Consider the following 24,054-nt stretch of genomic DNA (forward strand, 5'->3'; position numbering starts at 1 on the left):
CTTTACTGTGCTAGCCCAACAACGAGCTAAAACCTACGAGTAGCGCCAGGGCTACCAGCAGTACGAGTGAGATCGGCAGCGCTTTGCGGAGGAGCTGCGGCTCGGAGTTGGGCTGCCCCACAGCTCCGGCTGCGATAGTCAAGTTCTGCGGCGAGATGATCTTGCCGAGTCCGCCACCCACAGTGTTGGCACCGAGCAACAATGACGGATCTGCGCCAACAGAGTGCGCCGCGGTTGACTGCAGGTCTGCGAACAGGGCGTTGGCAGAAGTAGCCGAACCGGTCACGGCAGTGCCCAGCCAACCAAGGACCGGCGAGATGAACGCGAACGCCGCACCTGTACCCGCCATCCACGCACCGATAACCGCTGTCTGGCCAGAGAAGTTCATCACATAGGCCAAAGCCATTACCGTGGCGATGGTCAGGATCGAGATCCGCAACGAATAGATCGTCTTGAAGAGCGTGGCAATTCCCTGTTTGAAGGTAAGCGGGAAAGCGCCCTCCGAAGAGGTGGCACTGTAGACCGCCGCTACTACTAAAGCGGTGATCGCGATTAGGGTGCCAGGAGAGGATAGCCACTGCAGGTTGAACGTAGTTCCTGCGAGCGGTTCTCCGGCCTTGTTGACCAGGTTTCCATCTAGCCCGGGCCACCCGAATTTGATATCCGTGGAAGCAAGTAGACCTGGGATGTCAACACCGACCGTCCACAGCTTAGCCACGGCAAAGACCAGTACGACCAACCAGTACGGCATTAGAGCCAGTGCTGCCCTAGAAGCGGTCAGCTCGGACGTCCCCTCAGTACATTCCTCTTCCGGGGTATGCGGATGCCACACCTGCATAAGTGCAGTAACTGCGCCAAAGCCAAGCAGTGAAGCAAGCACAGAAGTGAGCTCATAAGAGAAGAATCCAGCGCACCAGAAGTGTCCCAGCGCAGTGACCGCTCCAGCTACGAGCGCCGCTGGCCACAGCTGCTTCAGACCGCGTATCCCGTCTAGCATAAACAGCAGCAGGACCGGGATGAAGCACGCAATTATTGGAGTGAGGTGACTCATCTGGCTGGCTACCTCAGTAGCCTTTACTCCCCCCAGTCGCCCGGCGGTAGTCACCGGAATTGCCATAGCGCCGTAGCCAACACTGATCGCGTTACCAGCAATGGTGACAAGAGCCGCCTTAATCGGCTTAATTCCAATTGCCACTAGCATCGCAGCAACAATTGCCACGGGGGCGCCAAAACCAGCCAGCCCTTCTAGCAGCCCGCAGAAACTAAACGAAATGATAAGTGCTTGGACACGGCGATCGCCACGTCCGACAAGGTTGAAGGTCGCACGTACGTCGTCTCCGCGACCCGATTCCACGGTCAGGTTGTACAGCCAGACCGCGGCAATAATAATGTACAAAATTGGCATGAATCCAAAGGCCAACCCCTGGCTAGCAGATAGCAGAGCAAGGGAAAGCGGCATCTTGAAACTCAGCCAAGCTACCAGTAGTGAAGCCACCAAGGAAATAAGTGCGCACCAATGCGTCTTGACCTTGAAAGCTCCTAGGAGGATGAAAAATACCGCCAAGGGAATGAGTCCCACTATTGCAGATAGGAAGAGTGAACCAATAACCGGGGCGTCCGGGGCGGTATACGTTGCAGTCGCTACCAAATTAGAACCATCCTGTTGCATGGCCGTTAGGCCGTAAGTCTTACACTGCAAGCTACCCCAACCGCGCTTCACCTCATCATTTACCCCTGTTTGCCCAGGTAGAAGGATTATGCGGTAGAAGGTGGGGAAACATTAAAAGGACTTAAGTGTTACGAAAAACCAGAACCCCCCGCGCACCTACGAACTGCGTTATTTATGCCGATTTGCCCCCTCTTGGGCACATTCAGAAAAGCTGGTAAGGGAATTTGGGCCCAAAAAGCTGGGGAGCAGGCGATGCCTGCTCCCCAGCTATTTGTTTATCGGCTATTTCTGCAACATCTGTGCAGCAGCATTCAGCCGCTTCAGTGTCTCTTCACGGCCCAAGATAACCATCGAATTGAAAACAGGGATCGAAGCATTGGTCCCGGTCATTGCCACGAATAGTGGCCCAAACGCAACCCTAGGCTTCAATTCCAGGCCCTCGATTATGGACTCTGTTAGAGCTTCATGAATACCATCCACCGTGTACTGGCTTTCAGGCAGGGCCTCAACAGTCTTAGCTGCCTGGGCAAGAACCTGCGGAGCAGAGTCCTTCAGTTTTCGAACTGCCTTCTCGTTATACGTGAGTTCCTCGCCATCAATGAAGAGGAACCGCAGTAGATCGACAGCCTCGCCCAGCAGCTGGATACGAGTTTGCGCAAGAGGGGCAGCTTCGCCAAGCAAGTACTGTTCCTGTTCAGTCAGGTCATCCCAGGAAGGAGCGGAGACGACCTTGCCTTCATGCAGGTACGGGACTAGGCGGGCACGGAAATCTTCAACGTCTAGCCTGCGGATATGCTCCGCATTTATCGCGACGCACTTCTTCTGGTCAAAGCGAGCCGGATTGGGGTTCACGTCGTGAATATCGAAGGCCTTGATCATCTCTTCTTTGTCGAAGATGTCCCGGTCTGGCGCGATAGACCAACCGAGCAATGCCAAGTAGTTCAGTAGCCCTTCTGGGAGCATCCCGTTTTCGCGATGGAGCAGAAGGTTGGACTTCGGATCTCGTTTAGATAGCTTCTTATTCCCCTCTCCCATGACATACGGCAAGTGCCCAAATTCGGGGATTCGCTTTGCGATACCGAGCTCCATTAGCGCCCGGTACATGACAATCTGGCGGGGAGTAGAAGACAGAATGTCTTCCCCGCGCAGAATGTGCGTCACGTCCATAAGAGCATCGTCGATGGGATTTACCAGAGGATAAAGTGGATCCCCATTCGCCCGCAGAATCACGTAATCCGGTACAGTTCCTGCCTTGAATGTGATCTCGCCGCGCACCAGGTCAGTGAAAGTAACGTCTTCATCTGGCATGCGCATACGGTAAACAGGCTTGCGCCCCTCGGCTTTGAAAGCCGCGATCTGTTCAGCAGTCAGGTTGCGGTCATAACCGTCGTAGCCCAGCTTCGGAGGACGACCAGCGGCCTTGTGTCGCTCCTCGATTTCCTGCGGAGTCGAATAGGATTCGTAGGCATAACCCGCATCAATAAGCTTCTTGGCTACATCTTTGTAGATGTCCATTCTTTCGGACTGCCGGTAGGGCTCGTGGGGACCTCCCACACCGATCCCTTCGTCCCAGTCCAGACCCATCCACTTCAAAGACTCAATGATCTGGTCGAATGATTCCTGGCTGTCGCGGGCCGCATCCGTGTCTTCGATACGGAATATGAAAGTGCCGCCCGTGTGGCGCGCATATGCCCAGTTGAACAGGCATGTGCGTACCATCCCTACGTGAGGGGTGCCGGTCGGAGACGGACAAAAACGAACGCGAACATCACTGCCTGTCGCTGGCGTTTTTTCAGTGCTCATAATGCCTATAGCGTACCGCGTGCCGGCCAGATCTTCGAACCGCGGCCTCTAACCAACATGGAATATTCGCGAGTAGTTCATAATAGGGAAAAATGAAGAACTAGTCGCTGGAGGGGCAAGTGTCGCTCGCAGATTTCTCGCGAAAAGCGGATTCGCTTTCTATTGAGCAGTTACGTGGTAGGGCAACAAGGAAGTGGTCCATGCGTATGGGCGAATCCCTGTTGGACGGGGCGTGGATCGCCGAAGCAGACTTTGGTACTGCCCCGCAGGTGGAGGCCGCACTCCACGAGGCGATCTCGAACAACTTTCTGGGCTACATGCCTACCTGGCTAGTCGAGCGCACGCTCTATGAATGTAGGCAGTTCCAAGCAGACCGTTTTGGCGTAACGCTAGCCGAGGACTGTTATGGCATTGCCCCCGACGTCCTTTCTGTACTGCATCAAGTAATTGAACAATTAACCGACAAAGGCACCCCGGTTATTGTTCCTACTCCTGCATATATGCCCTTCCTGACCATTCCCGGCTCCCATTTCCGGGCCACTATTCAAGTTCCGTCACACGTTGATGCAAATGGCCGTTACAAGCTCGACCTGGAGCGGATCGACCGTGCTTTTTCCGAGGGCGCACAGTTGTTGATCCTGTGCAATCCCTGGAATCCGACCGGCCAGACTTTCACTCGCGAAGAATTGGTTGAGCTAGCTAGCGTGGTGCACAAACACCCGCAGGCAATTGTTTTCAGCGACGAGATCCACTCCCCTCTGGTACATGCAGACCGTACCCATATTCCTTTTGCTTCTCTAAGTGAGCAGACGGCTTCTCGGACGGTAACTGCAACCGCGGCATCAAAGGGGTGGAACATTCCGGGGCTCAATTGTGCGCAGTGGTACATCGCTGGCAGCACTCTTAAAGAGCGTTTTGCCCGCGGATCGGAGTTGTTAGCTAGTGGGGCTAGCCCACTCGGAGCTCTAGGAGCATGCGTCGCCTACCGGGATGGGCGTGACTGGCTGGATGACTTCAATGCCTACATAGTGAAGAATTCTGTGCGCGTACAGGAGCTACTTGCGGATTCCGGCTCCCGGCTCCGCTGCACCAGCCCACAGGCAACCTATCTGACGTGGTGGGATGCGAGCGCTTACGAGGTCAACAATCCCGCTGAACTCATCGCTTCCAAAGCGGCGGTGGCGGTAAATGCCGGCCACGAGCTGGGAGAAGATTACTCGCGCTTCTTCAGACTAAATCTGGCCTCACCCACGCCGGTATTGGAAGATATGGTCTCTCGTATACTCGCAGCCTTCGCTAACTAGGGGACCAAGAATAGTTTTAGGGGGATGGGCCCGGCCTTGGCCGAGCCCATCCCCCTTTTCCATTGACAGCTAACGCTTTAGGGGACTTACCGTTCTGCTCCCCTGCATCGGAGTTATCGGCGAAGCACCTGATTTCTCAACGTGCCGATATTTTCTATCTCGCACTCGACAGTGTCCCCAGCATCCATTGGGCCGGCGCCCGCTGGCGTGCCAGTCAGGACTATATCCCCTGGCAGTAGTGTGAAAACGCTAGAGACATAGGAGACCAGCTCCCGCACCGAGTGTTTCATGTCGGCTGTGCTGGCCGACTGCCGCACCGAGCCATTTACCCTGCATTCAATATGCAAGTTATCCGGGTCCAGCTTCGGATCTACAACAATCCAAGGACCTACCGGGCAGGAGGTATCCCATCCTTTTGCCCGGGTAAGCTGCCCATCCTGCCGCTGCGTGTCTCGGGCAGTTGCATCGTTAGCAATGGTGTAGCCCATAATTACCTGGTCGACCTGCTCGACAGGGATATCTTTCGCCAAAGTCTTGATCACGACAGCGAGCTGCGCCTCTTGCTCTACTTCTGCAGAGAATTTTGGCAGCACGATCGGATCATCCGGGCCGATCACCGAGGTGTTCGGCTTCAAGAACAGCGGCGGCTGTTCTGCAGGCTGCCCGGCCTCTTCGGCTCCACTTAACGGATAGTTTCCGATGACCCCTACTACCTTTGACCGTGGGATTACCGGCGAAAGAAACCTTGCCTCTTCAAAAGGCACTAGGAGCCCGGACGGTTCCACCTTGGAAAAGAGCGGGTCGTTCTTAAGTGCCACTATCTGCTTAGCGTCGTCCTCGAAAACTCCGAACATCGGGGAATCTCCGGTAGAAAAACGTGCAACCTTCATTTTGCCTCATTCAAGTCGTGGCTCTCTGCTTCCATCTCGGCCCACGATTCCTCGTGGCCACCTTTAACATGCCACACAGAAGTTGGAAGTTCACCAGGCATATGCGGGTTGTCTAGAGATTGGAACTCAGGGATCTTCCCCTCCTTTAGCTGCGCCTGGTAGTCGCGCAGTGCCCCCAAGGCCCACTTGCCCAGAAGGAGGATTGCGACCAAGTTCACGATGGTCATTAGCGCTGTTGCCCAGTCCGCGATGGACCAGACCGCAACTAGCGGAAGCACGGCGCCAAGCGCAGTGGCAAAAATAACCAGAATTTTCAGAGGTAGCGTCGACCTCTTTAGGCCGACAATGAACCTGTAGTTCGTCTCTGCGTAGGTGTAGTTACCCAAGATTGTGGAATACCCGAAACAAATCATCATTGCCATGACCAGGATTGCCACGATTCCTTCAACGTGGCCTGCTCCTCCCAAGGAGGTAACTAGAGAAGTCGATGTTAGCGCCGTTCCGTCTAGGTCTGCGCTGCGATCGGGATTCCAGAAAGGTTCAGACATGAGGATTATGAATCCGGTCGAGGTACACACCAGCATGGTGTCCACAAAAACGCCTAGAGACTGCACCATGCCCTGGGTAACGGGGTGCGACACAGTCGCGGTAGCTGCAGCGTTTGGCGCAGACCCCATGCCTGCCTCGTTAGTGAACAGGCCACGCTTAATACCGGTAGTAATTGCGGCAACAAAAGCACCGGTGGCGCCAGCAACTGCTGGAGGAACGTAGGTGCCCTGTCCAAATGCACCGGCAAAGATCTCGCTGAACACGGACGGAATACGCTGGTAATTCAACGCCATCACCATGATGCCCATCAGCACGTACAGCAGGGCCATTGCGGGTGCCAACAATTCGGAAAAGCGTGCGATCGGCTTGACTCCGCCAAGTACCAGCGGCAAGGTCATCAAAATTAGCACCAACGCGCTGGCCCACGGCGGAATACCAAAGGAAGTGTGCGCGAGCTGGCTAATCGAATTGGATTGAATCATCTCGAAACTGAAGCCATATGCGAATATCAGCAGTATTGCGAAGACGATCCCCCAACCACGACTTCCCAAGCCACGCTGAATGTAGTAAGCCGGTCCGCCTCGGAACGTCCCGTCCCCATTGCGTACCTTGTAAAGCTGCGCGAGCGTTGCTTCGATGAAAGCAGTCACCATACCAACAGCGGCAACTACCCACATCCAGAACACCGCTCCCGGGCCACCAGCCACTACTGCAAGGGCCACCCCCGCAATGGATCCGGTCCCTACCCTGTCGGCAAGCCCGATTGCGAAAGCTTGGAAGGAAGAGATGCCTCCCTTAGCTCCGTCTCGAGAGCCCAAGATCACCTTGACCATGTGCGGGAACATGCGAATCTGCATGAAGCGGGAGCGGATAGTGAAGATAACACCCGCCCCCAGCAGTAACACGATCAGGACCCAGACAATGGAGTGTCCGTAGACGTTGTCCAAAAATCCTGAGATCGACTCGTTGATCTTTGTGAAGCTGTCATAGAAGCTGCCGGGTTTGGCGGAATCGTCCACGCTAAGTCCTCTCGGTGTTACTTAACTATTAGTCGTGTCAATACTGGTTAAAGGTAACTCCAAGAATAGGCCAGAGTGAAATTTACTTTTACAAAATAGAGAAGAAATCTTTACCTTTTGGCTGTCAACTGCACCTATGAGAATCAGATTAGAAAGCTAACTAATCCTCTCTACGCACCCACACATCTCCCTTGAGAACATCCGGCAAGAACTTGTTGTCGGTAGCAACAAATACCGGATCCTTATCTGCGCGTGTCTGTGCTTCATAATCCCGCAGTGCGCCGGCGACCCACTTCCACAGCAGCGCAATCGCCACTAGGTTCGTCACCGTCATAACAGCCATGGCGATATCTACCGAGTTCCACAGGACGGGCAACGAAACCACCGCTCCCAGACAGGCAGAGGCCACACACACCACGCGAACCAGATTCCTAGCCCACTTCGCGTCGGTGACAAAAGACATATTCACTTCTGAGTAAACATAAGCTGCAATTACAGAGCTAAAGGCCAGGACGAAAATCATCAACGCCATCGGCACCATCGCCCACTGGCCGATCTGATCTGCCACCGCGTACGCCGTCAGATTAGACGGATCGACGCCCTCTTTGCTCCACACCTTCGGGCCGGCCAAAAGAATAATGAAAGCGGTAGCGGAACACACAATCACGGTGTCAACAAACACACCGAGAGCCTGAATGAATCCCTGCTTTACCGGATGAGACACAGTAGCTGTAGCAGCCGCATTCGGCGCGGTACCCTGCCCTGCCTCATTCGAGAACAAGCCCCTCTTTGTACCGTTGATAATTGCAGCCATGATGCCGCCGCCGACACCGCCACCCAGTGCCGCCCCATTGAAAGCAGACTCTACAATCTGGCCAATCAAGGCAGGGATCTGCGGCAGGTTAATCAAGCAGATAATGAAGGCGATAACTACGTAAACCGTTGCCATGATCGGCGCCATCCACTCGGTAACCCGGGCCACGGAACGAATTCCCCCCAGGATTATCGGCCCTGCGAACGCGAAGATCAAAGCGGCAATAATCCACTTGTTAGCGCCCGGAATCGTCCACATGATTGTGGAGGCAATCGCGTTCGACTGCACGGAAGTGATTACTACACCGCAGGTGACAATCGCGATGATCGCAAAAACAGCCCCATAGGCTCTAGAGCCAACGCCCTTCCACATGTAGTAGGCCGGCCCCCCACGGAACGTTCCATCTGCCTGGCGCACCTTATAAATCTGCGCCAACGTCGATTCAAAAAAGGAAGTAGCCATGCCGACAAGAGCCACTACCCACATCCAGAAGACGGCTCCCGGCCCTCCCATCAACAGGGCTGCTGCAACGCCGAAAACGTTGCCAACACCAACGCGAGCCGCAAGAGAGATCGTGAAGGCCTGGAAGGAAGAAATTCCCCCCTTCGCATCGGTACGAGAGGACAACACCGCCTTGAACATGGCCCCCAGATGGCGGAACTGCATGCCCCTGGAAATGATCGTTAGGAATATCCCCACGCCCAGCAACACCCACATCGTGATGTGCAACGTAACCCAGTCAGCAACTGCCAAAATGCCGTCAGCTAGAGAGCCCATAAAAACCTCCGGGGCGAAAACATACACTGGTATTTATACTGGCAGATTTTCCCCACCGCTTCCGAATCGGCCACATCTCGACCACTACACCAGAATAATTAGCCTGCTACTACGTACACTTGTGGGGAGTCGAAAGGAATGCACATGCGCCACGTAATTATTGACACCGACCCCGGCATTGACGATTCTATTGCCATTCTTCTTGCTTCTACACATCCGGAAGTATGCATCGATGCGCTAACCACCGTGGGCGGCAACGTTCCCCTGGAAAAGACGACGGCCAACGCCCTCGGAATACTGAATTTCGCAAAGGCAGGCGACATTCCTGTTTATCAAGGTGCGGCTCATCCGCTAGCAGGAGCTGCAGAGCAGTACGCTGACGACACTCACGGCGAATCCGGTACCGGACAGGTGCACCTAGACCCGGCAGACAGAAAAATTGCCGGAACCGACGCCCCACAATTCATCGTGGATCACACAAAGGCCCACCCTGGCGAAATAACGCTCGTTCCCATCGGCCCCCTAACTAACATTGCCAAGGCTCTAGAGATAGACCCGACCTTGCCAGAGCGGGTACCAGAAGTACTGCTTATGGGCGGCGCAGAGGGCCCCGGCAACGTCACTCCGTCTGCAGAATTCAACTTCTGGTTCGATCCAGAGGCCGCAGCTGCGGTTATGAACGCCGGCTTCAAGAAAATCACCCTGGTCGGGCTGGACGCAACCGAACAAGCCTTCATAACAGCGGGCACGCGCGAGTTACTTCGCCGCCTTTCAGATTCCAAGAACGCCCAATTCCTTTATCAAATTACCCAGCAATACGCTGATTTCTATTGGGATACGCAAAAGGCGCTAGGCGCCGAACTATGCGATGTCCTAGCAATCGCCAAACTCATTGACGATTCCCTCGTAGAAACCGAAAGTGCCAGCATCGAGATCGCGCTGGATGGCATCTGCCGAGGGCGCTCACAAGTCGCCCGAAAGAAGCGCTTCCCGTCCCTGCCGCAAAACGGACATATCTGCACCAACGTCAATACCAGAGGCTTCTTCGAACTGCTACTTACCACCCTCATCCCAGAAGAGAAGGAACTAATCGAGCAGGTTCTGGCACACGAATACCGCTAAGAAGAGGCACCAACATGGCTATGAAACCCGCGCTAAACCTACTGCTCGACGATCTAGAAGACAGCGGCAAGATCGCAGATCCCACCGCCGTCATTGAAGCCTTTGCCGCCTGGGCGAAGGAGGGCGGACGCGAACTTTACCCGCACCAGCTCGACGCCGCCCTCGCCATCGCAGCTGGGGAGCACGTAATTGCCGCAACGCCTACTGGCTCGGGCAAGTCCATGATCGCCCTAGCAGCACACATGGTGGCACTGTCCAGAGGCGAACGCAGCTACTACACCGCTCCCCTGAAAGCGTTAGTCTCCGAAAAATTCTTCGATCTGGCCGGACTTTTCGGTACCGAGAACGTGGGAATGGTAACCGGTGACGTGTCCCTAAACGCGGATGCGCCCATAATCTGCTGCACCGCCGAAATCCTTGCCAACCAGGCCCTGGCAGACGGTGCCGAGACCGACTGCGGCATAGCCATTATGGATGAATTCCACTTCTACGGCGATCACCAGCGCGGGTGGGCCTGGCAAGTGCCGCTACTCGAAATGACAAAAACCCAGATGGTGCTGATGTCAGCCACGCTAGGCAACATCGACTTCTTCAAAGAAGACCTATACAACCGCACCTCTCGCACCGTCTCAGTAATCGACAATGCCAAACGCCCTGTCCCCCTGGAATTCAACTACACGTACGAAGAAACCTCAGAGTTGATCGAAAGGCTGATGAAACAGGGCCGCTGGCCAATCTACCTGGTACATTTTGCCCAGCGCGACGCCATCGAGAGAGCGAGTGCTCTAGCGGCGACCTCGAAAGTCTCGCGCAGCCAAAGGGACAAGGTTGCCGAAGCTATCAAAGGCTTTTCCTTCGGCGGCGGGTTCGGCAAGACCCTGAAAACGCTACTTCGCGCCGGGATCGGCGTCCATCACGCCGGGATGTTGCCCCGATACCGCCGCCTAGTAGAGCGGCTCACCCAAGAGGGACTTCTAGTTGCTATATGCGGTACAGACACACTAGGAGTCGGCATCAACGTTCCCATCCGCACCGTAGTACTAGCCTCCCTAACCAAGTTCGACGGCAGACGCTCCCGCCACCTTTCGGCCCGCGAATTCCACCAGATCGCTGGCAGGGCAGGCAGAGCCGGATTCGACACCATTGGCTTTGTAGAAGTGCAAGCCCCCGAACACGAAATTGAAAACGCCAAAATCAAAGCGCGCGCGCAGGCGGTAGTAAATGGCAAAAAGACGGGCGGACGAGCCAAGTTGAAGCAGGCCCCAGAAGGCTTCGTCTCCTGGACCGAGGCTACCTTCGAGCGACTAACTCAGGCACAGCCGGAAGCCCTCTCCTCGCAGTTCACAATGACTCACTCCATGGTGCTAAACGTGCTGTCGGGCAACCGCGATGCGGCCTCTCACCTAGTGTGTCTGGCTCGCAACAACCACGACAAACCCCGCGAGCGCAACCGTCATCTGCGCACTCTCGGGCAAATCTATTCCTCACTTCGCACCGCCGAAGTCGTGGCGTGGGAAGAAGGAAAGCTCGTGCTACAGCGCGAACTGCCAGAATCCTTCGCACTAAACCAGGCACTGTCACCTTTTGCCCTAGCCGCAGTAGAACTGCTAGATCCGGATTCGCCGACCTACGCCCTCGACGTTGTTTCGGTCGTCGAATCGATTCTGGAAGATCCGCGCCCCCTCCTCTTCGCCCAAAGGCGACTTGCACGCGATCAGGCCATGGCAGCGATGAAAGCAGAGGGCCTGGACTACGATCAGCGGATGGACGCCCTCGATGAAATATCCTGGCCCACCCCGCTTGCAGAAGAGCTACATGGCGCTTTCTCGACCTTCCGCCAAACCAACCCCTGGGTGGCAGGAAATGAACCGTCTCCCAAATCTGTAGTCCGCGAAATGGTCGAAAACGCTGACACTTTCTCCTCACTCATCTCTCGCTACGATCTGGCTCGTTCCGAGGGCGTGATCCTGCGATATCTGTCCGACGCCTATCGCTCGCTGCACCAGATCGTTCCGCAGGATGCCCGAAACGAAGAGTTCGACGCTATTGTCACCTGGCTAGGAGACCTGGTTAGAGCGGTCGATTCCTCGTTGCTGGCTGAATGGGAGATGATGGGCAACCAGGCCGTGTCTGCCCAGCCCGAAACAGTAGGTACCGAAGTTGCTTTCGGGGCAGACGAGAACGGCAATGTTGCTTTTTCTGCCAACAAACATGCCTTCACCACCGCGATTCGCAAAGAGCTCTTCAGACGCGTTGAGTTGATGGCACGAGAGGACGTCGACGGCCTCCTGGATTTGCAGGATCCAGGGTGGGATGAAGACCGGTGGAATAACGTTTTAGATCGTTACTACAACGAGTACGACTGGATTGGCACCGATCAGGATGCTCGTTCGGCTGGACTATTCAAAGTCATCTCCGCCCCCACCGAGGCTGACCTAGCAACAATTGGGATAGATCTGGACTCCCCTCTAGCAGGACGGGCATTGGAAGGACGCATCTGGCTGGCGCGGCAAACCATTTTGGATCCCGAGGGCGACCTACCGTGGCGGATTTGGGCCCTTGCTGATCTCGATGCCTCTGATGAGGCCGCATTAGCCGGTAAGCGGCGGGCCGTGGTGCACACTATTTCCGTGAGCGCCGACTGAAATCAGTATGATTGAAGTATGTCTGAGACAAAGCTAACTGTGGAAGATCTAAAGAAGTCTATTTCGACGATCAGGCGGCGGATTGATGACGCTGCTGAAAAGGCGGGCCGAAACGGCTCCGAGGTAGATCTAGAACTAGCCATAAAAACGCAGACTCCGGCAACTTGCGCAGCAGCCGCAGTAGCCCTGCACGAACTGTCACTGCCCGTATTGCTCGGGCAAAATAAGGTGCAAGAGGCACAGGCTACTTTTGATGCCATTAGCGCCACGATGGTCGAATCAAAGGTGAACATGATTGGCAACCTGCAATCGAACAAGTTGAATAACGCCCTGGGTTGCGTCACCGGTATCGAAACCATCGATCGGGGCAAACTAATCAATAAGATTTCCGAACGGGTCCGACCAGGCGGACGCTTTGCTGATAGGTTCCCCGAGGGATTCGACGTGTGGGTACAGGTAAATACCTCCGGCGAGGAAACCAAGTCCGGGTGTAAGCCTGAAGAGGCCGTCGAGCTGGCGTACGCTGCCGCAGCTGCTGAAGGGCTAAACCTGCGCGGCTTCATGACGATCGGGGCTCATACAAGCGAGGAAGCGAAGATTGTTGCGTCCTTCGAGGCTTTGCGCGAAATTCGCGACACCGTCCTCGCCTCCGGTGAAGAAGGCACCGCGCAAGCAAAAGATCTGTCTATGGGAATGACGCAGGATCTTGAAATTGCCGTGGCACACGGAGCCACACGGGTGCGCGTCGGCACAGCAGTCTTCGGCAAGCGAGACTAGTGATTAGGGGGTGGATTTTCCCACCCCCTAAAGTTTTATAGCACCCTCGAGATGTCGCGGCTCGCCCCCTGTGATGCTGAGCTGGCGGTTGCAGCGTATAGCTGAAGTGCGGCCGATATTTTCCGGTCGCGGGCTAGCGGCGTCCATGGTTTTTCTCGCTGCTCCATTTTTTGCCGTCTGCGTTCCAGCTCTTCTTCGTCTACTTTCAGGGTTAGCTCTTCCGTGTTCACGTCGATCACGATGCGGTCGCCGTCCTCGATCAGGCCAATAAGTCCGCCATCGGCTGCTTCCGGCGAGATGTGCCCGATGGAAATCCCTGAGGTTCCGCCCGAGAAGCGCCCGTCAGTGATCAGCGCGCACTTCTTGCCCAGCCCGCGTCCTTTCAGGAACGAGGTCGGATACAACATTTCTTGCATTCCGGGGCCTCCTGAGGGGCCTTCGTAGCGTATTACTACGACGTGGCCGGCATGTACTGTTTTGTCTAGGATCTTTTGGATGGCTTCCTCTTGAGACTCCATTACGATGGCTTCCCCTTCGAAATGGAAGAGTTCCGGATCAATGCCGGCAGCCTTCACGATCGCCCCTTCTGGCGCGAGGTTGCCTCGGAGCACTGTCAGCCCACCATTCTTCGTGTAGGCGTTTGTGACTGCTCTGATGCATCCATTTTCAGAATCGGTGTCCAACTGTTTCCACTGATTGGTGGTCGAGAAAGGAACGGTGGTGCGCACTCCGCCGGGAGCGGCACTGAATAGTTCTTTTGCTTCCTCGCTGGCGTCTGCGCCGCGCACATCCCACTTCCGCAGCCATGAATCCAAGCTGTCGGAATGGACAGTGTGAACGGTATGGCGCAGTAGCCCCGCCCGGTCTAGTTCTCCCAAGATTGCCGGGACGCCTCCTGCCCGGTGCACGTCCTCCATGTGGTAGTCAACGTGGTTCGGAGCCACCTTTGCCAGACACGGTACTGTCCTACCCAGCGTTGCAATGTCCTCGAGGTCGAAGTCTGTGCCCGCCTCTCGGGCTACAGCCAACAGGTGCAAGACAGTGTTCGAAGAACCGCCCATAGCCATGTCCAAGCTCATCGCGTTGAAGAACGCATCTCTGGAGGCGATAGAACGCGGCAACACGGATTCGTCCTCGCCCTCGTAGTAGCGGTTTGCCAATTCCACAATGAGGTTTCCGGCCTTTTCAAACAGAGTTTTCCTAAAGGCGTGGGTAGCTAGTGTGGAGCCATTTCCAGGCAGAGACAGCCCCAGTGCCTCCGTCAGACAGTTCATGGAATTGGCAGTAAACATTCCGGAACATGACCCGCAGGTAGGACAGGCAAGCTTTTCAACCCGCAGCAGGGTGTCATCGTCAAGCACGTCGTCTGCGGTAGCAGCCATTACAGTGATCAAGCTGCCTTTACCGGTGTGGGTTGTCCCTACAATCGCTTCGGGAGGAATGTTCTTCCCCGCTTCCATTGGCCCACCAGAGACAAAGATTGTGGGAATGTTCAGTCGCATCGCAGCTAGCAGCATTCCCGGCGTTATTTTGTCGCAATTCGAGATACAAACTAGGGCATCTGCACAGTGCGCATTAACCATGAATTCGACAGAATCAGCGATCAATTCGCGCGACGGGAGCGAGTACAGCATTCCGGTATGACCCATGGCAATACCATCGTCGATCGCGATCGTATTAAATTCCTTTGCTACTCCCCCAGCGGCTGCCACGGATTTTGCTACCAACTGGCCCATATCTTTTAGATGAACGTGTCCGGGAACAAACTGCGTAAAGGAATTTGCGATGGCAATAATCGGTTTTCCAAAATCTTCGTCCGTCATGCCTGTTGCTCGCCATAGCGAACGAGCTCCTGCCATATTCCGACCGTGCGTGGAAGTTCGCGAACGAAGTGGGTATGCCATGTCCTCTCCTTTTCCGTTATTTTTCAACTAGTTTAGGGAGCTTCAAATGAAAGGGCATTTTTAGGCCAGTTAGTGAACACTTCGGCTATTTTGGAAGGAATATCGCAAATTATTCCTTTGGAAATATGCCTCTCGCGGCGTATTAATGATGCCTTTTAGACTATTGCGTATACATTTAGGTACATGGAGCGCACACGGATAGCTATATACGACACCACCCTTCGCGATGGTGCCCAACAGGAAGGTATCTCCCTTTCTGTCGCAGATAAGCTTCGCATTGTGAAGGCACTCGACAAGATTGGGATCGCTTATGTCGAGGGCGGATGGCCCGGAATGGGCCCCAAGGATAGCGAGTTTTTTACCAAAGCGGGTGAATTATCACTCGTAAACGCCCAGCTTTGCGCTTTTGGCGCTACCGCCAAACCGCACGTTCCGGCTGCTAGCGATCCGCAGGTAGCGGCGCTTGCCGGGTGCTGCGCTCCCCAGGTGACGTTGGTGGCGAAGGCTGACGAGACACATGTGCAAAAAGCTCTTCACACAGATCTTTCCGAAAATTTGCGGATGGTGGCTGACACGGTTGCCTTTCTTTGCAGTCAAGGCAAACAGGTAATGGTTGACCTGGAGCATTGTTTTGATTCCCTGCACCGTAGCGACTACGCCCTCAGGGTTGCCGATACTGCTCTTAGAAATGGCGCTCACACAGTCATTGCGTGCGACACCAATGGAGGTACCCTGCCGGGGCAAATCTTCGCCCACACCAAGGCGCTAGTGGAACGCTTCGGCGATGCGGTTGGAATTCATGCTCATAACGATTCTGGCTGCGCAAATGCGAACGCGGTGGTGGCTGTCGAGGCCGGAGCAAGGCAGGTGCAGGTAACCGCCAATGGGTATGGCGAACGAACGGGAAATTCAAACTTATTCACCACCATTGCGAACCTAGAGTTGAAGATGGGATGCAAGACCCTTGCTGACCCTACAAGGCTCGCGGACCTGACTCATCTCTCGCATCGCATTTCGGAGATCACCAATATTTCTCCTTTCGCGCGCGACCCCTACGTGGGGGCTTCAGCGTTCGCTCACAAGGGTGGTCTACACGCTTCGGCAATGAAGGTTGATCCCGCCCTCTACCAGCACGTTAATCCGGAACAGGTCGGTAATAGTAGAAGGATGCTGGTCTCTGAAATGTCTGGACGGGCACTAGTCGAGATGAAGGCTGCCGAACTGGGAATCCCTGCTACGGACCCGACCTTGCTCAGAAAAGTTACGAACGCTGTCAAGGAACGTGAAGCCCGCGGATACACCTACGATGCCGCCGACGCCTCCTTTGCACTTCTCGTGCGGTATTTGCAGGGAAACCTCCCCCACTATTTCGAGGTCGAATCTTGGCATGCGCAGGTGCTGGCACTTGCTCCCAATACCGCTACCCCGGGAGGCAGAACGCGCGCTAAAGCGGAAGTCTCATTGACTGCTGGTGGCGCGCAGGTGATTCGTAGTTGCGCCGGAAATGGCCCGGTAAACGCGCTTGATCATGCTTTTTCGGGGGCACTAGCCCAGTTCTACCCCACGGTGCAAAAGCTAAAACTCATTGACTTTAAGGTCCGCATCTTAGATGAGGACCATGGCTCGGATGCCACCGTACGCGTGTTACTGGAAGCCGCGGGCCCCACGGGAACTTGGACCACTGTTGGTGTGGGTACCGACTTGATCGAAGCCTCGTGGGAAGCCCTAGCAGATTCCTATATTTACGGCCTTCTTGAGGAAGGTATTAGCCCCTTAGAATAGCCGCTCACTAGCTATCTCGGCGCCCTGTGCGAGTGCCTCTAGCTTTGCCCATGCGATCTGGGAATGCACCCTCCCTCCCAGGCCGCAGTCGGTGGAAGCGATTACGTTTTCTGGGCCTACGACCTCGGCAAAACGAATGATGCGTTCTGCGACAAGCTCCGGATGTTCCACCACGTTGGTCGAATGGCAGACTACCCCGGGCACAATCTTTCGGCCGGCTGGAAGCTGGTATTTCTTCCAAATTTTCCATTCGTGGGCATGTCTGGGCGAAGATCCTTCAAAACTGAACTGCCCGGCATTTACCTGCAGGCACTGCTCAATGATTGCTTCGAACGGAATGTCTGTCGTATGTGGTCCGTGCCAAGAACCCCAACAGATGTGCAGTCGCACCTGCTCCGGAGCGATCCCGGAGATCGCCTTATTAATGGCATCGATTCGAATCTGCAACCATTTTTGGTAGTCGGCAATGGTGGGTTCCGGATTGATCTGGTCCCAGGACTCAGCCAAATCTGGGGCATCGAGTTGAACGGTAAGTCCGGCCTCGGCAATGGCTTTGTATTCCTCGGCCATCACATCGGCGCAAGCTTCTACGACGTCAGCATCGGTGGCATAGTATTCGTTCTTGATTCGGGCCGCAGATCCCGGCGAAAGTGCTGCAATAAATCCTTTTGCAATTCCGTTATCCTTCATGGCTTTGGTGAGCAAGTCGATATCAGCACCTACCTGCTCGCCGGCGGTGTAGGTTAGCGGTCCGGTAATTTTCGGATTTCCAACCGAGGCTCTTCCCCCGAGGATGCCGGAATTAGGATCCTCGTATGCATCGCGGAATTTTGCGCGGTCACGCCGGTCAGGAAACGAGGTTAGTCGAATCTTTCCGGGTTCAGAACGCACAATGTCTTGGGCTGCCCACCGGTCTTCGTTGGTCATGGTTAGCCCACCCATGCGGGAGAACGAGTAATTCCACCAGGCGCCGTAGTCAACCGCACCGGAAGTGATGTGCCCGTACTCGCCCTCGTTGACGATGTCGATCCCGATGTCTTTCTGGCGGCGAACCACGTCCTGCACGGAATCGGTAAGGATCTGCGCAAACTCGGTTTCGGAGATTCTTCCTTCCGAACGCCTCTTGTTCGCATCCAATAGTTCCGAAGTACGTGGCAGTGAACCAACGTGAGTGGTTTCTATTTTGGTCATTGTTTTCTTTGCTAGTCAGAGATCTTGTAGGTCCAGTTGTATGGGTCTTCGCTGAGCCCGTTCTGGATGTCTGTGAGTTGCTTGCGCAGGGCGACCGTCTTGGCACCAACCGGTAGTTCAACTTCGAAGTCGTCACTCCCTAGTTTTGTGATGGGGGTGACTACGGCTGCGGTGCCGCAGGCGAATACCTCGGTTACCGCCCCGCTCTTGATGTCCTCCAGAAGCCTGCTTAGCGCTATGTCTTCTTCGCGGACTTCTGTGCCTCCCTCTCGGAGCAGTCGGCAGATTGCGCTCCTGGTGTTTCCCTCTAAGATCACGCCGCTCAGCCTGGGGGTAGCAACAGTTCCGTCGGCACGCACCACGAAGACGTTCATTCCGCCGAGCTCTTCCAAGTAGGTCTGCGTCGTATCCAGGAAGCATACCTGCGCGTAACCTTTTTTAGCCGCTAGATTTTGCGGCAGTAGAGATGCGGCGTAGTTGCCTCCGCACTTGGCCATTCCCGTGCCGCCGGGGCCTGCCCTGTGGTATTTGCGGTCTACCCAAATACTCACGCCTTCTGCCCCACCTTTGAAGTAACTTCCCGAGGGCGAAGCTATCAGATAGAAGGTCACATTATTCGCCGAGTGCACTCCCAGGAATGCTTCTGTGGCGATCATAAAGGGACGCAGGTACAGCGAAGTACCTTCGGCCTGTGGCACCCACCGTTTGTCAGCACGCACGAGGTCGACGACTGCGCGCACGAAGTCTTCCACAGGCAGTTCGGGCAAGGCGAGGCGGCGGGCGGAAGCGTTAAAGCGGGCCGCGTTGTAGCGCGGCCTGAAGGTCCATACCGACCCGTCTGCGTGGCGGTATGCCTTCAATCCTTCAAATACTTCTTGCCCGTAGTGCAGTACGGCCGCAGCCGGTGACAGCGAGATAGGCCCGAATGGCTCGATCCGGTAATTGTGCCAGCCTTCTTGACTATTCCAATCTGCTACAGCCATGTAGTCGGTGAAATCTCGGCCGAAGTCGAGCGTGGACATGATGCGCTCGTATTCGTCTTTGTCAGCAGGTTTCGGATGTGGATGGACTGGGAACTTACCAGCTAACGCATCGGCTGCGGGTAGTGGTTCGGATCCTTGTTTTTCCAGCTCTGTGGGAGTATGTGTGGCCATCGGTCCCTTCCTTTTTACTAATACCCTATAAAGTTTTGCTTTTACTTTTTCTTTTAATCGGCAGTGCTCTTTAGCGCAGCGGCAATATCAGAACCAATTTCTGCAGTAGTTCGCGCAGAAGCTCCGCTAGCCACATCGGCCTGCACTGCCTTGGTTACTCGCCTGGATTCATTATCAAATCCTTGATGGGCAAGCAGAAGCGCAATCGATAAAATAGCGGCTCGTGGGTCTGCTTTTTGCTGGCCGGCAATGTCTGGCGCGGAGCCGTGCACCGGTTCAAACATCGAGGGCGCAGTTCCCTCAACGTTGATGTTTGCTGAGGCAGCCAATCCGATGCCTCCGGTAATAGCACCAGCCTCGTCAGTCAAGATGTCTCCGAACAGATTATCGGTGCAGATCACGTCGAAGCGTTCGGGATCTGTTAGTAGATAAATAGTCGCCGCGTCGACGTGGCAGTAATCGACTTCGACCTGCGGATATTCTGCGGCTACTTCACTAACTACGCGAGACCACAAGCTCCCTGCGTTTACGAGCACATTTTTCTTATGGACCAGCGTGACTTTCTTTCGCCTGCGCATTGCTTGTGCGAATGCGTAGCGGACTACGCGATTTACTCCGTAGGCAGTGTTGACAGATACTTCGGTAGCGATTTCTTGATCTGTGCCAGCCCGAAGCACACCGCCATTACCGCAATAGAGGCCCTCTGTCCCCTCTCGAACTACAACAAAATCAATATTGTTCTTCGCCTGCAACACGCCTTTTACGCCGGGATAGCTTCGCGCCGGACGAAGATTGACACTATGGTCGAGGGCGAATCGTAGCTTCAGGAGCAACCCGCGCTCTAGGACGCCAGCGGGCACGGATGGATCGCCAATGGCGCCGAGGAAAATCGCGTCGTTTGCCCGTATCTTCTCTAGAGTTTCCTCCGAGAGCACTTCCCCACTCTTGTGATAGTGCGCTGCACCCAAAGAAAACACATGCGTCTGAATTGTGGCAATCTCGGGTGGCAACGCCGCCCGCAACACCTTCAGTCCTTCAGCCACCACTTCAGGACCGATCCCGTCGCCAGGAATTACCGCTAGGTCGATTTGCTTTGACATGCAACAACTGTACGGACATTTCATTTCTTGGAACCGCATACGTCACGATTTGGGACGCTCGCATTAAAGAAAAGCAAGCCACCGGGGCGCCCAATTTTCATACCGTCACGATTTATCGCACACGCCACTGCCCTAATATCTGAGTCGTCGCCGCTGCAGGCCTATTCCTCTAACAGCAAACCGCCTGGCAGGGAGCAATTCCAGAAGTAGATTAGAAGGAAATGCAATAGTGAGCCAAGATACATTCTGGAAAGGTAAGGTTTCGTGGCTTCCGTATTTGAATATTTGGCCGGCAATGGAGTCTTGTTACTCTTCATCCTCGTCGGCGTAGGAATGATCTTTGGACACATTAAGATCCGGGGCATAGGGATGGGCTCCGCTGCCGTACTCTTCGTGGCTATTGGCCTGTCTGCATGGGCGAATGCTTACGGAGTAGAGCTCAAAGTGGATCACCTACTCGGGATTTTTGGGCTAGCACTATTCGCATTCGCAATCGGCATCAACTCTGGACCGAATTTCTTTGCAGGCCTCAAGAAATCGTTAGGACCAATCGTTACCTACGTTGTCGTCATCGGGCTCGCGGCAGTCATCGCTTACCTTGTAGGTGTCCATATATTCCACATGGATATCGCCTTGATTGCCGGCACCTTCGCCGGTGCCCTAACAAATACACCGGCACTTTCGGCAGCAGGGGTTGCCTCGGGCAACGAGGGGCTGGCTACCGTTGGCTACTCTATTGCTTATATCTTTGGGGTGGTAGGAATGCTCGGCTTCGCCGGTGCAGCATTGGCCTACAGGTCCTCTGACAAGGACACTCCCTCCCCAGTCGCGAACCGGACAATTCGTGTCGAGCGAGACGATGAGCCACAGGTGGCAGACATTCTTGCCAAGTACGGCGACAGAATAACGTTTTCTCGACTAAAGCGCAGCGAGGCTTCCACTATCGTCCGTCCGTCCTCGTCGGATCGGCTTAGGCGCGGCGATCTAGTCACCGTCGTTGGCCCAGTAGATTTGGTAAACAATATAATAGATTCACTTGGGCACGGCTCCTCGCATTCCCTAATCGAAGACCGCACGCATCTAGATTTCCGCAGAATTACTCTCTCTGATTCAAAGATTGCAGGTCTTACTGTGGACGAGCTCGAGATGCCTCGACGGTTCTCTGCCACCATCTCGCGAGTCCGCCGTGGTGACGTCGACATGATTGGTGAACCCAATCTAGTCTTGCAGCAAGGCGACCGAGTCCGCGTTGTTGCTCCCGTTTCTAAGATGAAAGAGATCACTAAGTTCTTCGGCGATTCATCCCGAGGTCTCACCGACATCAATCCGATCGCTTTGGGGCTGGGTATGGCTCTTGGGGTACTTCTTGGTGAGCTGCCAATCTTCACCCCTACCGGAGAAGAATTCTCTATCGGTTCAGCTGCGGGAACACTCGTTGTTGGCTTGGTTATGGGCAAGATTGGCCGCGTTGGCAAATTTGTAACCACCATGCCGTTTACCACCTGCCAAGTACTTTCGGAACTAGGCTTGCTAATCTTCCTTGCTCAGGCTGGCACTAACGCAGGCGGCCAAATAGCGGGTGCTTTTACCGGAGGACACTGGTGGAAGATCATGGTACTAGGGGCCGTCATCACATCGTTTGTAGGCTTTGCCCTCTACGCCAGTATGCGATGGGGATGGAAGATGGGCGGCACTCGCCTATCGGGTTACCTAGGTGGCGCGCAGACCCAGCCAGCAATCCTTGGCTTTGCCAATTCCCGCACAGGAATGGATCCGCGCGTTGCACTGGGCTACGCCATGATTTATCCGATGGCAATGATCGGCAAGATTCTTGCCGCCCAACTATTGGGCGGTATGTAACTACCGCATCACGTAGCGGTGTGCCGTCTTAGCTCCCGGGTGCAGCTTTCGCAGCTCGGATTCTGTACGCCAGTTGGGATCCGTGACCATTCGTGCTAGAGCTAGCCCGATCCCTACTGCCAGAATTACAATGCATACCTCGGTGATGGACGAGATGGCCTCCGCGTAGTTGCCCTGGTTCATATGGGTAAGTCCCGCGTACAGCGGCACACCTGGGATCATTAGCACCGCAGCGGGCACTGACAGGGAGACCCGTGAATACGCGTATTTTGTGGCCTTAGAAATAAAGTGAGCGCCCATGCCAATCGCGAATGCCTCGACCCCCACCGCAAACTGCCACAGTAGGCCTTCTTCGACGCCGAAGAAACGCAAGGGGTTTACAATTGCGCAAATAAGCGCTGCCCAGAAAGAGACTTCTAACGTGCAGTTGAAGAGCATTGCGAAGCCGTATGCCGCAATAAAGGAGCAAAGCATTCGTACTAGGTAAAGTCCGACACCCGAAATCGGCGGCGTTGCCGGCGGATCTACTGCCCAGCTGAATGCTAGCGATGTCAGCCAGACTGCCGCGCCCGCAGACACTACTAGCATCATCACGTACACGGACCTGTTTACCCCGGCAGCTAGGTCCGAACGAACTAAATCGAGCATAGCGGTAATCAAGGGGAATCCGGGCACTAGGAACAGTACGGCCGAGACAATACCGGCGTGGTATCCGGAGGAAGTTCCTGTGAACCACACGGGCAAGTTTGCTATTTCGGAAGCACTCGCCAGATGCGGCAGTGCGAGATTGAAAAGAGTCGCTAAGGCAACGTAAATGGTGGAGGCCACTACCCCACAAGCCATCCAGATGCCGAAGTGGTTCATGTGCCTTATCATCATCTGCTTACGCAGCGCCTGTCCGGCCGTAGCGGCAATACCGGCAAGGATGCATTCGACCAAACCGCCTCGGTTTAGAAAACAGAAGCACGCACAGCTAATACCTGAGGCCAGCATATTCGCAACAGTGCCGTACTCTGGACCGTTAGCAGCAATCTTGTCGAGTGCCCGGTTGGCCTCCTCCACGCTCATCCGCACCTTTAGATGCTGCACAAACACCCGCAGTCGGTCCAACTGCGCGGCATTTGTACCAAAGGTTCGCTGCTCTGATACCTCAGTACGGAAGTTGCACTTTCCGTACACCGTCGAGGAAATCTCTCCAAATGTCACCTGCGCGTGGTGCTCCCTCACCCCGAGAGCGGCAGCCAGGCGAGACATCGAGACTTTGACGCGGAAGGAGCTAGCGCCGCAGGCCAGCAGCATGTGCCCAAGTCGCATTACCACTTTAGATTGCTCAGTGAGCAGCTCATCTTCCTCGATCATCTGATCGATTTCTTCCTGTTGCCCGCTTACTTGGGTCAGCTCAGACTCAGGTGAGGCTCCTACATCGGTCTGGAGCCCCTGGGGACGGAAAACTTCACGAACGTGGTGCTTGATATTTTGCCATCTCATCACGCCTATTCTAAGCACGCAGCCGCGAATTCTTCTCGGCCTTTCGTCACGATGAACCCCTGCCTCATTCATCTCCGTAGAAAAAGTTTTCGCTCAGACTTTCAGGCCGAGGGCGGGAGGCTTAGGCTTGGTGTTGTTAAATGGGGATAAAGATCTAGCCCCCAAACCCACTAACAAAAGCAGGCCTGGAGGCTAAACCAGAAGAA

The 24,054-nt window shown here is 55.0% G+C and carries 16 protein-coding genes; 6 read left to right on the forward strand and 10 right to left on the reverse strand.

Annotated elements, in window-relative coordinates; translation table 11 throughout:
- Window positions 1–10: 10 nt before the first annotated feature.
- The gene (locus QP400_RS10085) at window positions 11–1,669 is read right to left on the reverse strand and encodes an L-lactate permease (RefSeq protein ID WP_040314693.1); all 1,659 of its coding nucleotides are present in this window, start codon (window positions 1,667–1,669) and stop codon (window positions 11–13) included.
- Window positions 1,670–1,951: 282 nt separating this feature from the next.
- A complete protein-coding gene (gene gltX / locus QP400_RS10090; RefSeq protein ID WP_004804545.1) occupies window positions 1,952–3,472 on the reverse strand; it encodes a glutamate--tRNA ligase in 1,521 nt (506 codons plus the stop codon).
- A 119-nt stretch (window positions 3,473–3,591) separates the two neighbouring features.
- Here gltX and QP400_RS10095 point away from each other — a divergent pair, with 119 nt between their 5' ends.
- A complete protein-coding gene (locus QP400_RS10095) occupies window positions 3,592–4,776 on the forward strand; it encodes a MalY/PatB family protein (RefSeq protein ID WP_004804543.1) in 1,185 nt (394 codons plus the stop codon).
- 113 nt (window positions 4,777–4,889) lie between these two features.
- Here QP400_RS10095 and QP400_RS10100 read toward each other — a convergent pair whose 3' ends face one another.
- The 3 genes from QP400_RS10100 to QP400_RS10110 all read right to left on the reverse strand — a co-directional run bounded on the left by QP400_RS10100 (window position 4,890) and on the right by QP400_RS10110 (window position 8,825).
- Window positions 4,890–5,666 carry a fumarylacetoacetate hydrolase family protein gene (locus QP400_RS10100; RefSeq protein WP_004804541.1) on the reverse strand — a complete coding sequence of 259 codons (777 nt, stop codon included), beginning with the start codon at window positions 5,664–5,666 and terminating at the stop codon, window positions 4,890–4,892.
- Window positions 5,663–7,234 (reverse strand): alanine/glycine:cation symporter family protein, encoded by a 1,572-nt coding sequence (locus QP400_RS10105; protein ID WP_004804540.1) that lies wholly within the window; start codon window positions 7,232–7,234, stop codon window positions 5,663–5,665. Before QP400_RS10105 ends, QP400_RS10100 begins: the two co-directional genes overlap by 4 nt.
- Before the next feature lie 160 nt (window positions 7,235–7,394).
- Window positions 7,395–8,825, reverse strand: a complete 1,431-nt coding sequence (locus QP400_RS10110) for an alanine/glycine:cation symporter family protein (RefSeq protein WP_004804537.1) — start codon at window positions 8,823–8,825, stop codon at window positions 7,395–7,397.
- A 144-nt stretch (window positions 8,826–8,969) separates the two neighbouring features.
- On the opposite strand from QP400_RS10110, the gene QP400_RS10115 reads away from it, so the two are divergent.
- From QP400_RS10115 to QP400_RS10125, 3 genes are read left to right on the forward strand one after another with little or no spacing between them, the layout of a single operon-like run.
- Window positions 8,970–9,947: a nucleoside hydrolase gene (locus QP400_RS10115; protein WP_004804535.1), complete on the forward strand. Its 978-nt coding sequence runs from the start codon at window positions 8,970–8,972 to the stop codon at window positions 9,945–9,947.
- A 20-nt stretch (window positions 9,948–9,967) separates the two neighbouring features.
- Window positions 9,968–12,592: a DEAD/DEAH box helicase gene (locus QP400_RS10120; RefSeq protein ID WP_040314692.1), complete on the forward strand. Its 2,625-nt coding sequence runs from the start codon at window positions 9,968–9,970 to the stop codon at window positions 12,590–12,592.
- Window positions 12,593–12,610: 18 nt separating this feature from the next.
- Window positions 12,611–13,369, forward strand: a complete 759-nt coding sequence (locus QP400_RS10125) for a YggS family pyridoxal phosphate-dependent enzyme (protein WP_004804531.1) — start codon at window positions 12,611–12,613, stop codon at window positions 13,367–13,369.
- A 35-nt stretch (window positions 13,370–13,404) separates the two neighbouring features.
- On the opposite strand, the gene ilvD is transcribed toward QP400_RS10125, so the two are convergent.
- Window positions 13,405–15,273: a dihydroxy-acid dehydratase gene (gene ilvD, locus QP400_RS10130; protein WP_004804529.1), complete on the reverse strand. Its 1,869-nt coding sequence runs from the start codon at window positions 15,271–15,273 to the stop codon at window positions 13,405–13,407.
- Between the two features lie 183 nt (window positions 15,274–15,456).
- Between ilvD and cimA the strand changes: the two genes are divergently transcribed.
- Window positions 15,457–17,055, forward strand: a complete 1,599-nt coding sequence (gene cimA / locus QP400_RS10135) for a citramalate synthase (RefSeq protein ID WP_004804527.1) — start codon at window positions 15,457–15,459, stop codon at window positions 17,053–17,055.
- Here cimA and QP400_RS10140 read toward each other — a convergent pair.
- Genes QP400_RS10140 through QP400_RS10150 form a run of 3 tightly spaced genes read right to left on the reverse strand, consistent with a single transcriptional unit; the run spans window position 17,047 to window position 20,500 of the window.
- The gene (locus QP400_RS10140) at window positions 17,047–18,246 is read right to left on the reverse strand and encodes a cobalamin-independent methionine synthase II family protein (RefSeq protein WP_048706566.1); all 1,200 of its coding nucleotides are present in this window, start codon (window positions 18,244–18,246) and stop codon (window positions 17,047–17,049) included. The genes cimA and QP400_RS10140 overlap by 9 nt on opposite strands.
- 11 nt (window positions 18,247–18,257) lie before the next feature.
- Entirely contained in the window at window positions 18,258–19,400 is a 1,143-nt protein-coding gene (locus tag QP400_RS10145) for a branched-chain amino acid aminotransferase (protein ID WP_004804523.1), read from the reverse strand.
- 53 nt (window positions 19,401–19,453) lie between these two features.
- A complete protein-coding gene (locus QP400_RS10150) occupies window positions 19,454–20,500 on the reverse strand; it encodes a 3-isopropylmalate dehydrogenase (protein WP_004804521.1) in 1,047 nt (348 codons plus the stop codon).
- Between the two features lie 264 nt (window positions 20,501–20,764).
- Between QP400_RS10150 and QP400_RS10155 the strand changes: the two genes are divergently transcribed.
- Entirely contained in the window at window positions 20,765–22,360 is a 1,596-nt protein-coding gene (locus QP400_RS10155) for an aspartate:alanine exchanger family transporter (RefSeq protein ID WP_070425085.1), read from the forward strand.
- Here QP400_RS10155 and QP400_RS10160 read toward each other — a convergent pair whose 3' ends face one another.
- Window positions 22,361–23,848: a threonine/serine exporter family protein gene (locus QP400_RS10160; RefSeq protein WP_004804516.1), complete on the reverse strand. Its 1,488-nt coding sequence runs from the start codon at window positions 23,846–23,848 to the stop codon at window positions 22,361–22,363.
- Window positions 23,849–24,054: the final 206 nt, after the last annotated feature.

The organism is Winkia sp. UMB3158 (assembly GCF_030217145.1).
GTDB lineage: Bacteria > Actinomycetota > Actinomycetes > Actinomycetales > Actinomycetaceae > Winkia > Winkia anitrata.